At 70.6% G+C, this 12146-nt stretch carries 9 protein-coding genes, 1 tRNA gene and 1 pseudogene; 8 read left to right on the top strand and 3 right to left on the bottom strand.

Annotation, left to right across the window (positions count from 1 at the left end; genetic code table 11):
• Nucleotides 1–307: 307 nt before the first annotated feature.
• Both ABZ642_RS19710 and ABZ642_RS19705 read left to right on the top strand, forming a co-directional pair.
• A complete protein-coding gene (locus tag ABZ642_RS19710) occupies nucleotides 308–472 on the top strand; it encodes a hypothetical protein (RefSeq protein WP_360485247.1) in 165 nt (54 codons plus the stop codon).
• A 60-nt stretch (nucleotides 473–532) separates the two neighbouring features.
• A pseudogene (locus ABZ642_RS19705) lies at nucleotides 533–970 on the top strand (hypothetical protein); the annotation flags it as partial.
• Nucleotides 971–977: 7 nt separating this feature from the next.
• Here the strand turns inward: ABZ642_RS19705 and ABZ642_RS19700 are convergent.
• A tRNA-Arg gene (locus tag ABZ642_RS19700) sits at nucleotides 978–1050 on the bottom strand.
• A 441-nt stretch (nucleotides 1051–1491) separates the two neighbouring features.
• Between ABZ642_RS19700 and ABZ642_RS19695 the strand changes: the two genes are divergently transcribed.
• Nucleotides 1492–2685, top strand: coding sequence for a transposase (locus ABZ642_RS19695; RefSeq protein ID WP_360485244.1), 1194 nt, complete (start codon nucleotides 1492–1494; stop codon nucleotides 2683–2685).
• A gap of 117 nt (nucleotides 2686–2802) precedes the next feature.
• On the opposite strand, the gene ABZ642_RS19690 is transcribed toward ABZ642_RS19695, so the two are convergent.
• Nucleotides 2803–4788, bottom strand: coding sequence for a helix-turn-helix domain-containing protein (locus ABZ642_RS19690; protein ID WP_360485241.1), 1986 nt, complete (start codon nucleotides 4786–4788; stop codon nucleotides 2803–2805).
• Between the two features lie 284 nt (nucleotides 4789–5072).
• Between ABZ642_RS19690 and ABZ642_RS19685 the strand changes: the two genes are divergently transcribed.
• Nucleotides 5073–5864 (top strand): class I SAM-dependent methyltransferase, encoded by a 792-nt coding sequence (locus tag ABZ642_RS19685; RefSeq protein ID WP_360485238.1) that lies wholly within the window; start codon nucleotides 5073–5075, stop codon nucleotides 5862–5864.
• On the opposite strand, the gene ABZ642_RS19680 is transcribed toward ABZ642_RS19685, so the two are convergent.
• Nucleotides 5852–7159 carry a transaldolase family protein gene (locus ABZ642_RS19680; RefSeq protein ID WP_360485235.1) on the bottom strand — a complete coding sequence of 436 codons (1308 nt, stop codon included), beginning with the start codon at nucleotides 7157–7159 and terminating at the stop codon, nucleotides 5852–5854. The genes ABZ642_RS19685 and ABZ642_RS19680 overlap by 13 nt on opposite strands.
• A gap of 293 nt (nucleotides 7160–7452) precedes the next feature.
• Between ABZ642_RS19680 and ABZ642_RS19675 the strand changes: the two genes are divergently transcribed.
• The 4 genes from ABZ642_RS19675 (at nucleotide 7453) to ABZ642_RS19660 (ending at nucleotide 12060) form a co-directional block, all read left to right on the top strand.
• A complete protein-coding gene (locus ABZ642_RS19675; RefSeq protein ID WP_360485233.1) occupies nucleotides 7453–7941 on the top strand; it encodes a cupin domain-containing protein in 489 nt (162 codons plus the stop codon).
• Between the two features lie 131 nt (nucleotides 7942–8072).
• Nucleotides 8073–9749 carry an FAD-binding oxidoreductase gene (locus ABZ642_RS19670; RefSeq protein ID WP_360485230.1) on the top strand — a complete coding sequence of 559 codons (1677 nt, stop codon included), beginning with the start codon at nucleotides 8073–8075 and terminating at the stop codon, nucleotides 9747–9749.
• An 8-nt stretch (nucleotides 9750–9757) separates the two neighbouring features.
• Nucleotides 9758–11224, top strand: a complete 1467-nt coding sequence (locus tag ABZ642_RS19665) for an MFS transporter (RefSeq protein WP_360485227.1) — start codon at nucleotides 9758–9760, stop codon at nucleotides 11222–11224.
• Nucleotides 11225–11298: 74 nt separating this feature from the next.
• A complete protein-coding gene (locus ABZ642_RS19660) occupies nucleotides 11299–12060 on the top strand; it encodes a glucose 1-dehydrogenase (RefSeq protein ID WP_360485225.1) in 762 nt (253 codons plus the stop codon).
• Nucleotides 12061–12146: the final 86 nt, after the last annotated feature.

Here is a 12146-nt window from a genome sequence, read left to right as displayed (position 1 = left end):
CGCGGACATTCGAGAACCCCCTGCTTCGTTCACAACTGAGCCTCTACCGATCAGCAGAAGCACGACGATACTCAATGGCGCAATATTCTCCTGTCAAGGAGGTTTCAGGCGATCGCCCTTCCGTCGGCAAACATGCAATCTGCCCATTTTTACTGCGAGTTCCCGCCATGTGGAGCGCACCCAGCCTCCCCTGTGACCGGCTTGCCCGGGCCGCGGACGGAATTGCCCCCCATCAGGAGCGCTCGGCATCCCGGCCGCACCAGCAGCGCTGCACGCTTTGCGGACGAAACGGCGAGGGTGCTTCCAGATGTGGACCGATACGCATCTGGATGCCGGGCTCCTCACCGTCACCAGGCAACTCGTCGTGGACGGCTGGGAGGTGTACGAGGACGCCCCAAGACCGATGCCGGCACCTGTACCGTCGTCCTGGACTTCCGGCACGGTCGAGATCCTGCGGCAACATCGCGTCTAGCAGGACAAGGGGCGCCAGGATTGGGGGAGCGCCTGGGCGGAGACCGGACGCGTCTTCACGCGGGAGAACGGCAAACTGCTCCATCCCGCCAATGTCACCCGCCGCTTCATCGAGCTGTACGAGGAGATCGGCCTCCCGTCGATCCGGCTCCACCTGCGCAACAGCGCGGCGACCCTCATCCACGCGGCCGGAGTCGAGCTGAAGGACACCCAGGAGATGCTCGGCCACTCCTCGATCACCGTCACGGCCGACACGTATACAAGCCCGCTGGCTGCGCCTCGGGGAGCCCTGGCTCCCGAGACGGATCTCGCCATTGCCGAGGCGGCGGCGCGACTCGTGCCGCGTGCATGCATGCGACGGGATGCCGCCGAACCGACCGCAGCGCCTGCGGGGGGCGAGGCATCCGCAGGCGCACCGCTCACGCAAACGGCCCCGGACGAGGAGTCCGAGGCCGAGTGGAACCCTTCCCGGGGGAGAAATCCCAGGTCAGAGCGGTAATGCGTTGTGCCCCCGGCAGGATTCGAACCTGCGACACCCGCTTTAGGAGAGCGGTGCTCTATCCCCTGAGCTACGAAGGCGGGGCCTTGCGTGAAGCGTGCTGAGTACTCTGAGTGCGTACTCACCTGCGCTCCGGCAAGGATGCGGACCACCGCTGAGGGCGGTCCCTGACAGGTTAGCGGATCAGGCGGGGGTGGTGGGGCCGAGGCTGACGCCTCAGTCCGGTTTCATGATCGTCGGCTCTCTTCGTCCTCGTTGCCGAGGTCCGTGGCTTCCGGCGCCGAAGGCGATCACGTGGCAGCGCCACAGGGAGCGGCCGAACCGGCACACGCGCCTAAGCCACCTCGCGCCCGCGCCCACCCCCGCACCCACCCCCCACCCTCACCCCCGGCGGAAGCCTCCGGCCAGGGGTGGTCCGGTAACCGTCGTCGCGCGTAGGTGTGTGCCCGGTGCACCTCCCGTCGTCGGGGGTGAGCGGCCAATGTTGAGGCACAGCCGAGAAGTTGGCGAATGGGGGAAACGTGAACGCACAAGTCCTTTCCAGCTACCGAATACGGGAACACGCCCGCGACGTCACCGATCCGGGTGACGAGTTCAGCGCCGCGCTCTTCGCGTCGCTGCGCCGCAGCGATCAGCGGCTGCGGGCGCGGCACTATCTGCGTGGCCTGCTGGCGGCGAAGGGACGCAAGTCGATCCGGAACATCGCCACACTTGCCGGCGGGGCCGCGGCCGAGCAGAGCCTGCACCACTTCATCAGTGGTTCCACCTGGGACTGGGCGCCCATACGCGAGGCCCTCGCCGGCCATGTCACGCGGGCGCTGACACCACCGGCCTGGGTCGTACGACCGATGTTCATTCCGAAGACGGGTGAGCACTCGGTGGGGGTGGAGCGGCAGTTCGCCCCGGAGTACGGACAGGTGCTCAACGGTCAGCTGGCCTTCGGAGCCTGGGCCGCGACCGAGGGGATCAGTGTTCCCGTCCACTGGCGGCTGCATCTTCCCGAGCCCTGGCTCGAAGACGCGCGCAGGCGTCGTAAGGCGGAGATTCCCGACAGTGCCCGCGCGGAGACACCGGACGAGTGCGCCACCGCCACGGCACTGGCTCTGCCGCACCGGTGGGAAGCGCCGCGGCGTTCCGTCGTGCTGGACACCCACGTCACGGGTCTCGGCGGGGTCGTCCGGTCCTTCGCCGAGGCTCAGGTTCCCCTGCTCGCCCGGGTGGACGGGGGCACCCGGCTGATCGTGGCGGACCGCGCGATGCCCGGGTACCGGGCGGGAGCGATCCCGGCCCGCCACATCATGGAGTCCGTGCAAGGGCTGCGTCGCCGGCTGGACACCCCCGGGGGCGCGGTGCGGCGCACCACGCTCGCGGCGGCGGTCCGGGTACGGCTCACCCGCCCGGGCTTCGGGGGCGAGCTGTTGCTGATCGGAGAGTGGCACGAACGGGGGGAGGCGCCGACGGCCCTGTGGCTCGCGGCCCCGGCGACGGCACCGGTCGGTGATCTGGTGCGGTTGACGTGGCTCGCGCAGCGGGTCGCCCGGGACGAGAAGCAGATCGGCGAGCGGGTGGGCGTCCGGGACTTCGAGGGGCGCTCGTTCCGGGGCTGGCACCGCCACATGACCCTGGCCTCCGTCGCTCACGCCGCGTCGGTGCTGGCGGCGGGGGCGGGAGAGTCGGACGAGCCGCGTTTCAGCATGCTTCGCCCCTCCGCCTGAGCCCTTCGTCTGACCCCTTCGCCTGACCTCTCCGCCTGTCCCCTTCGTCTGTCCCCTTCGTCCGTCCCCGTCCGTCCTCTCCGTCTGACTCCCTCGCCTGACCTCTCCGTCTGACCCCTATGCGCCCGCGCCTTGGGGAGGCCGGTCGCCGGTGTCCCCCGCCGCCCCGGGGACCGAGTGCCGGTGCTGCAGAGTGCGCCGGGTGTGGTGCAGCCGGAGGGCGAGCTGGATCTCCAGGGCCCGATCGGGATCCTGCCAGTCGGTTCCGAGGAGTTCGGTGATGCGCTCCAGCCGCCTGGACACGGTGTTGGGGTGGACATGCAGGCTCGCGGCCGCGCGCGTCGGGCTCGAAGAGGCGGCGAAATAGGCGTCGAGTGTCCGGGTCAGCTCGGTGAAGCGCTGGGTGTCGTAGTCCAGTACGGTGCCGATCACGGACTCGACGTACTCGCCGATGTCGTGGGTCTCGGAGAGCAGGACACCGAGGAAGCCCATCTGCTGCGGGGTGGCGAGACCACCCAGGTTGCCCAGCTCGGTGAGCGCCTCCAGGCAGCTGAGCGCCTCGCGGTGGGCCTGTGCCACCCGGGCCGGGCCCGAGACCGGCCCGGCCGCCCCGACCGTGACGGGATGGCCGACGAGCGGCGCGAGCTCCTCGGAGACCGCGGTGGCCGCGGCGAGTGGGTCGTCGCCGGGGACCAGCAGCGTCACACAGCCGTCACGGAGTCTCGTGAGTCCGGACACGCGATGGGCGTACGACGACGCCCACGCGCCGGCGCGGCCTTTTGGGCCTCCCTCGGGCCGGGCCACCACCATCACATGCGGTTCGTCGATGGCGATGCCGAGTCGGCGGGCCCTCGGGACCAGCTGGCGCGGCTGTGGCCGGATGTCGCTGAGGAGTTCCTCCAGCAGCTCGTCACGGATCTGGTCGTGGGCCACTGCCGAGGTGCGCTGCAGCAACAGGATGAGGGCGACCGCCCGCGCGGTGAGCTGGAGCAACCGCACTCCGAAGCCGTCCGTGAGGGGTTCGTCGGGGACCAGCACGATGGCGCCGAGATTCTCGCCGCCGGCGGTGACCGGCGCGACCCAGCCGCTCTCGGACATGGGCACCGGGCAGCCGGCGGCGTGGGCGTCGTAGGTCCACCTGAGCAGGTCTTCCTCGGCGAGTTCGGGCGGCGTACCGGTCATGACGACCACGCGGCCGACGCAGTCCCTGACCACCAGTGACCCCGACAGTTCCCTGACCGCCGCTTCGGCGAGGGTCTGCGGATCGCAGCCGCTGAGCACCAGGTCGATCAACCGGATGTAGGCGGCCTCGACGCGGCGCTGCACGTCGAGACTGCTCCGGGCACGGGAGGTGTCCAGTTCCAGCTCGGTCACCTCGGCGCGGGTCTCCTCCAGCAGCCGCGCGCGTTCGATGACGACACCGGCGAGCTGACCGAGCGAGCGCATGAGGCTGATCTCGTCCGGTGTGAAGTGCCGTATCTTCCGGTCGGCGCCGTAGAGGGTGCCGAAGACCGTGGTGCCGTAGCCGAGCGGGACCGCCAGGATGGCGTGCAGGCCTTCGGCCCGTACGACGGCGTCGATGTCGGGGGCGTGTGGAATGTCCCGGTCGGCCAGGTAGTCGGGGCTCCAGGCGGGGGCCCCGCTCCGCTGGACGAGGCCGCCGAGGCCGGAGTCCTCGGAGGTCTTCAGGCCCACGCTGCGCGAGGTGGTCTCGCCCTCTGCCGCGCGGATGAAGGCGGGCCGGCCCTCGTCGCCCGCGTCGCGCAGTCCGACGTAGGCCATGTCGAGGTTCAGCAGCCGGCGTGCCCGGCGGGTGATCTCGCGCAGGAGCGCGTCCATACCGTGCACCAGGGTGAGGTCGTGGGCGGTGTCGACGAGCGCGGCGAGCCCGGCCTCCCGTTGCTGTGCGTGGCCGACCAGGGCCCGGACGCGTGCGGCCAGACGGACGGCCCGGTCGAGCTGCGCGAGCGTGTCCTCGGACGCCTCCTCGCCCCGGGCGGCGCCCAGCAGTTCCTCGAACCGTGCGGCGGGCGCTCCCTCGGCGAGCAGTTCCAGCACGGACATCGCATCCGGCGAGGCGGCCGGCATCAGCCTCCCCGTCATCGGATCCCCCGTCATCATTCCCCCTGTGATCAGGCACGTTGACCCTTTGCGAGCCAAAGGTTGGGGTCCTGCGGCTGCAACCGCCTGCTTCCTACAGTCGTATGAATGTTCCCTCGGGGGGTGGCCGGGCCACCCCTCTCCCCGGTGGGTTGTGTGACCGGATCACCTGTCGCCCGTCCGGGACGGCACGGCAGGATCGACTCTGACCCGTGACCGCGAGGACACGAGCGGTGACGGGGTACGCCGCAGATGGCGTCGACACACAGAGAGGGAATGCCGGGGGGATGTCCGAGATCAAGAGTTATCTACGATCGCTCGAACGCAGCCGCGAGTCCATGCGGCCGGAACACCGGCCCGGGGTCTTCTCGCTGCGCGGAAGGGAGTGGGACCTGCTCGACACGGTCTTCGCCCCGCTGCACGCGGGCACCACCGAGATCGTCCTGGACCTGCTGGGTCTCACGGATCCCGCGGGGTACCCCTGGCGCGGCGCGTTCCTGGAGATCGGCTGCGGCACCGGAGTCGTCGCCGTGACCGCCGCCCTCGCGGGCTGCGAGCGGGTCGTCGCCTCCGACATCCACGCCGACGCGGTGGCGAACGCGGCGCTCAACGCACGGCGGCACGGGGTCTCCGACCGGGTCCGGACCGTGTGCAGCGATCTCTTCGAAGCCCTGCCCGCCGGGCAGCGGTACGACACCATCGTCTGGAGTTCGCCGTACGTCCGCGCGCCGGAGGACTACCGCTTCGCGGCTCCCCTCGAACGCGCCTATGTGGATCCCGGATACGAGACACACCGCAGGTATGTGGACGAGGTGCCGCGCCGGCTGACCAAGGACGGCCGGGCCCTGCTGCACTTCAGCAGCAGAGGGGACATGGAGGGGCTGCGCCGGATCGCCGCGGAGACGGGGCGGCGGCTGCGGGTGCTCCGGAAGCTCACCCTCGTCGACCGGGGAGACGTGGTCGAGCACTTCCTGGTGGAGATCCGTTCCGGCGAGGAGCCGGCGCAGGCGTACGACGGCGCCGGGCACCGGGGTGGGCTGCGCGCCCGGCCCGCCGAAACGGCGGCTCAGCCCGCCTGAACCGCCGTCAGGAGCCTGTCCCACGCGGCACATTCGGAGGCGGTCGCCGCGGCTTCCAGATCGCGCGCGACCGAGTCGAGGACGACACCGACCTCGCCGAGCGCCTCCACCACCCGGCAGGCCGCGCCGTGTTCACCGGAGAGGGTGTCGCCGTGGAACCCCTCGCGGCGGTTCAGTGCCTCGAGCGCCGGCTGGGGCAGGGCGTGCAAGGTCATCCAGGCGATGAGCCGTTCGACCCGGTCCAGCGCGGCCCGAGCGGATTCCGGCGTGTTCTCCGAGGTCCAGAGCAGGCGCTGGGGGCGGGCGCCCTCGGCCACCAGTGAGCGCCAGTGCGGACAGCCGAGGCTCTCCTCGTAGCGGCGGTAGACGAGCCGGGCGGTGGCCACCCCGGCCTGTCCGCGCAGCGTGGCGGCGCCGGGGTCTGCCGAGCCGTCGAGCAGGGCGTCGACGCGGGCGTCGAGGCGGCCGATGTCCAGGGAGACGAGCGAGGCGACGGCGGACGCGGCGTGACCGCCGGCCGCGGCGCGTTCCAGGCCGTGGAAGTAGGCCTCAACCGCCTGGGCGTACCGCTGCACGGAGTACACGGAGGTGACGTGCACTGCGACCCCGTGGGCGAGCACGTCACCGACGGCGGCAAGTCCCCTGCCCGCGACGGGAATCCGGATCAGTACGTTGGGGCGGTCGACCATCTCCGCGAGCCGCCTGGAGTGGTCGACCATCTCCGCGAGGCGCTCGGAGTGATCGATCTGCGCGAGGCGTCCGGAGTGATCGATCTGCGCGAGGCGTCCGGAGTGATCGATCTGCGCGAGGCGCTCGGAGTGGTCGATCTCCGCGAGCCGTCCGGAGTGGTCAATCTCCGTGAGGCGTCCGGAGTGGTCGATCTGGGCGAGGCGCCCGGAGTGGTCGGCCATGGCCTCGGCGTCCGCGGCCGGCCGGGGCGCGATGCCGAGGGAGACCCAACCGTGCATGCCCTTCGTCGCGCGGAACACCGGCTCCAGCGCGGTGCAGGCCGCACGTGCGTCCTCGGCGAGGATCGCGTAGACGCGGTCTTCGGCCGAAGCGACCGTGCCCGAGAGCCGGTTCAGCTGGTCTCCGTAGACGGTGGAGTCCGACATGGCGCGCGCGACGGCCGCGGGCCGGGAGACGACACCGCCCAGCAGGCCGCCGGCCACCAGTCTCTCCAGACCGCCGTCGGCCAGCCGGCCACGGTGGTAGTCGTCCAGCCAGAGACCGACCCCCTCCGCCGTGAGCTGGTTCAGGACGCCACTGCGCTTCGAGCGCGGCCGGGTGATCAATGACTGCCTCCGCTCCAGCAGTCGAACGAGTCGTCAAGGGTGGCCGTAATTCTAGGGCCTGGAATTGAGATTTCGTACATGCGGATATAACGGCTGAGTCACCGCGTGATCACGTCGTGGACACCTGACAAAGTATGCGGCGCGAGGTTGCATATCGGCTCGTCATGTGTTCCGGAAGGTCGTGGGGGGACACCTGACAAACTAAGTCAGTGTGCGTTGCAGCCGGCGACGGCTTTGTGTGAGGCTCCCGGAGAAATGGTGAGCGAGTAAATGCAGCGTTCTCTGGAGGGACCTTGACCGCAGGGCTCGACGGACGGTCGCCGGTGGTTCGCCGGGACGGCGAGGGGATATCCCGGCTCTGGGGGAAGGGGTCGGTGGTCACCACGAAACTCTCCGCCGAGGAGACCGGTGGCGCCTTGGGAATCACGCACTTCAGCGCGGTGCGGGGAGAGCGCGCGCCGCGCCACACCCACACGCTCGAGGACGAGATCTTCATCATCGAGGGTGGGGAGGTCCGCCTCACCGTCGCGGACCGCACCGAAGTCGTCAACGGCGCCGGCGTGCTGTTCCTTCCGCGCGGCATACCGCATTCCTACCTGGTGGAGAGCGAAACCGCCCGTTTCTACGTCGTGACCACACCTGGCGGATTCGAGAGGTTCTTCTCGGAGGCCGGTTATACGGCGCGACCCGGTAATCCGGCACCGGTCGGTGACGCGTGGTCGGTCGACCGCACCGTGGAATTCGCGGAGAACCTCCGGCTCGGCATCACCTGGGGCAAATGACCACTCGTGCGCACCGGAACCATACGGATGTCGAAAATCTCGCACCTCAAAAGCTGGCACCTCAAAAGCTGGCGCCTCACAAACTGGCGCCTCAAAAACTTGCACCGATACAGAGAGAGAACGCGAGTTCCATGAAGAGACGAAGCGTCCTGGCCGGCACGGCCGCCGCAATAGCCGCCACGACCCTGGAGACCGGCCCCGTCGCGACGGCGGCCGCCGCCACCGCAGCCACGGCCACCTCCACCGCCGCCGACTCCGACGCCGTCACCGTCCTTCCGGGCGATCCCCGCTACGCCGATCTCGTCGTCGGCAACAACTCCCGCTGGGTCGCCCGGCCCGATTCCGTCCGGCTGGTGCGGACCACCGAGCAGGTGGTGCGGGCCGTTCAGCAGGCCGTGGACGCGGGCAAGCGGATCTCCGTGCGCAGCGGCGGCCACTGCTACGCGGACTTCGTCTACCACCCCGAGGTCCGAGTGGTCATCGACACCTCCCTCCTCGACACCGTCGCCTACGACGAGAAGCGCAAGGCCTTCGAGGTGGGCGCGGGAGCGACGCTGCTCCAGGTGTACGACTCCCTCTTCAAGGGCTGGGGCGTCACCATCCCCGGTGGCATGTGCTACTCGGTGGGGGCGGGCGGCCACATCAGCGGCGGCGGCTACGGAATGCTGTCCCGGCGGCACGGCCTGACCGTCGACCACCTGTACGCGGTCGAGGTCGTGGTCGTGGACGCGAACGGCAGGGCCCGCAGCGTGGTGGCGACGCGCGAGGCCGCCGACCCTAACCGCGACCTGTGGTGGGCGCACACCGGCGGTGGCGGCGGCAACTTCGGTGTCATCACCCGGTACTGGTTCCGCAGCCCCGGTGCCACCGGCACCGACCCCTCGGCGCTGCTGCCCGCGCCCCCGAAGGAAGTCCTCGTCAGCGCGCTCGCGCTGCCCTGGAGCGAGTTGGACAAGGACGCCTTCACGTCGCTGGTGCAGAAGTTCGGCGCCTGGCACGAGACGAACGGCTCCGCCGACTCCGCCGCGGCCTCGCTGTGCAGCTTCCTGATGATGAACCACCAGGCGAACGGCAGCATCGGCCTGCTCACGCAGATCGACGCCACCGTCCCCGACGCGGAGAAGGTGCTCGCCGACTTCCTCACCGAGGTCACCTCTTCGCTGTCCGACGCGGCCGTACGCCCGATGTCCGAGCCGGTCGGTGAACTGGGCGCCCTGCCCGACCTGTTCACGCCGCAGCGACTTCCGTGGCTGCACTCGGTCAAGCTGCTGGGCACCAGCAACCCGACCCTGACCAATCCGACGCTGCGCGGCCACCACAAGTCCGCCTACCTGCGCAAGAACGTCACCACGGCACAGGCCGCGGCGATGTACCGGCACCTGACGCGCACCGACCAGGAGAATCCCTCCTCCATGGTCGTCCTCCTGTCGTACGGCGGGAAGATCAACACCGTGGGTTCCGGCGAGACCGTGTCGGCGCAGCGGGACTCGATCTTCAAGGGACTGTTCCAGAGCTTCTGGTCGAGTGCCGACGACGACGCCGCGAACATCGGCTGGGTGCGTGACGTGTACGGCGAGGTCTTCTCGGCCACCGGTGGCTATCCGGTGCCCGGCGCGGCGGCGGACGGCTGCTACATCAACTATCCGGACGCCGACATCACCGACACGAAGGTCAACACCACCGGCGTGCCCTGGTACACGCTCTACTACAAGGCCAACTATCCGCGGTTGCAGCGGATCAAGGCCGCGTACGACCCCCGGAACACCTTCCGGCACTCGCAGTCCATCACCCTTCCCGACCACACGTGAGGCGAGCCGTGCAGCAGCGTGACGTCACCGCGGCGGAGCGGACGAAGCCGCCCCGAACGGCTCCCGAAGCGGCCCACGACAGGAGAAGAGGCGCGGCCTTCGCCCTGCTGGCGTCGGTCCAGTTCGTGCTCATCCTCGCCATGAGCGTGCTCAACGTCGTGCTCCCCGACATCCAGCACGAGTTCGGACTCGACCGGGCCGAACTCGCCCTGCTCTCGGCCTCCTACGGCATGTCGTTCAGCGGTCTGCTGCTGCTCGGCGGCCGGTTGTCCGACCTGTACGGAAACCGGCGGGTGTTCCTCCTCGGCACCGGCGTGTTCGGTGTGAGCTCGGTGCTGGCGGGGGTGTCCCCGGGGCTGTGGACGCTGCTGGTGGCGCGCTTCGCCCAGGGGGTGGGTGCCGCACTGGCCGTACCCGCCGCGATGGCGCTGGTGAGCGTCCTGCACCCCGAGCCCGCGCGGCACGCCCGGGCCATGGCGGTCTGGGGCGGGCTCGCGGCCTCCGGCGGGACCGCCGGGATGCTGCTGTCCGGGGTGGTGGCCTCGTCGAACTCCTGGCGCTGGGCGTTCGTCGTGCCCGCCGCGGTGGCGGCGGTGACCCTCGTCGCCGCCCCGCGTCTGATCCCCGAGGGCGCGACCGGCCGGTCCGGCCGGCTGGACGTCCTCGGGGCGGTCCTGGTCACCACCGGGATCGCGCTGCTCAGTTACGGCCTGGTGGAGGCGCCGGAGCGCGGCTGGACCTCCCCGGTGGCGCTCTCCACCCTGACCGCCGGCGGTGTGCTGCTGCTGGGGTTCGTCATCACCGAGGCACGGGTGCCGCAGCCGCTGCTGCCGCTGTCGTTCCCCGCCTCCCCGCGCAGGGCGACGGCGCTGCTGGCGGTCTTCCTGGGCGCCGCCGGGATCACCACGATCTTCTTCATGCTCGCGCTGTACTTCCAGGAGGTCCGGGGCTATTCCGCGCTGGAGACGTCGGCGGCCTTCCTGCCCTTCGGTCTGACCCTGGTCGTCAGCGGCCTGTGCGTGGGCAGGCTGGTGCAGCGATTCGGCGCGCGCGTGGTGCTGGTCGCGGGACTGCTGCTCGCCGGACTGGGGCTCGCGGCACTGGGCCTGATCGGCACGGACACCCCGTACGTGGGCGCCGTCCTGGCCGGGCTGGTGCTCTTTCCCGCCGGGGTGGCTCTGGTCTTCGCCGGATCCACCGTCACCGCGACCACCGACGTCCCGCGGGATCAGGCCGGTCTCGCCGGCGCCGTGGTCAACACCGCCCTGGAGGCCGGGCCGGCCATCGGTCTCGCCGTCCTGGTGACGCTGGCCACCGGACGCACCACGGACCTGGTGCACACGGGGACGGGTACGGCGTCCGCCCTGACCTCCGGCTACGGCTTCGCCTTCACCGTCGCGGCCGTGGCCTTCGCCGCCGCCGCGGTGGGCGCGCTCGTCCTGCTGCGCCCCGGCCCGACCCGGGGCGGCGGCTGACGGCCCCCGGCCCCTGCGCCGCTCGGGCACCCTGAATTCCCATCCATCACGACATGTACCGAGGAGCACCCCCCATGACCGCCCGTTTCAAGGACAAGGTCGTCATCGTCACCGGGGCCGGCTCCGGCATCGGCCGGGCCAGTGCCAGGGCCTTCGCCCGCGAGGGCGCCACCGTGGTGGCCGCCGGGTCGCGGCCGGAACCCATCGAGGAGACCGTGCGACTCGTCGAGGAGGACGGCGGCGTCGCCGACGCCCTCGTCGCCGACGTCACCCGGCCAGAGGACATGGAGCGCCTGGTGCGCACCACGGTGGAGCGTCACGGCGGCCTGCACGTCGCCCACAACAACGCCGGCGTCTTCGGCAAGCCCACCCCGGTCGGCGACCTGGACCTGGCCGTGTGGCAGTCCGTGCTGGACGTCAACCTGAACGGCGTCCTGATCGGCATGCAGCAGGAGATCGCGCACATGCGGGCGAACGGCGGCGGCGTCATCGTCAACACCGCGTCCAACATCGGCTACCACGGGCGCCGCCCCGGCATGGCCGCCTATGCCGCGTCCAAGGCCGCGGTGAGCACCCTCACCCGGGTCGCCGCCCTGGACCACATCAAGGACAACGTGCGCATCAACGCGGTGAGCCCCGGCGCCACGGACACCGGCATGTCGCTGCGCCCCGGGGAGAGCGACGCCGATCGCGCCGCCCGGCTGGCCACGACGGTTCCGATCGCCCGCGTCGCGACCACGGACGAGATCGTGGCCGCCGTGCTGTGGCTGGCGTCCGACGAGTCGAGCTTCGTCGTCGGCCACGACCTCGTCGTCGACGGCGGCGTGACCACCTGATCCGCTCACCTGATCGGCGGAGTCCCGGCCGCGTGGCCACGCGGCCGGGACACACAGGGTTTCGGAACAACCCCGGACACCGCCGA

The sequence above is a fragment of the Streptomyces sp. NPDC007157 genome (assembly GCF_040634235.1).
GTDB lineage: Bacteria > Actinomycetota > Actinomycetes > Streptomycetales > Streptomycetaceae > Streptomyces.
Note: the sequence above shows the minus strand (reverse complement) of the source record. Positions and strands in the feature narration are given on the sequence as shown.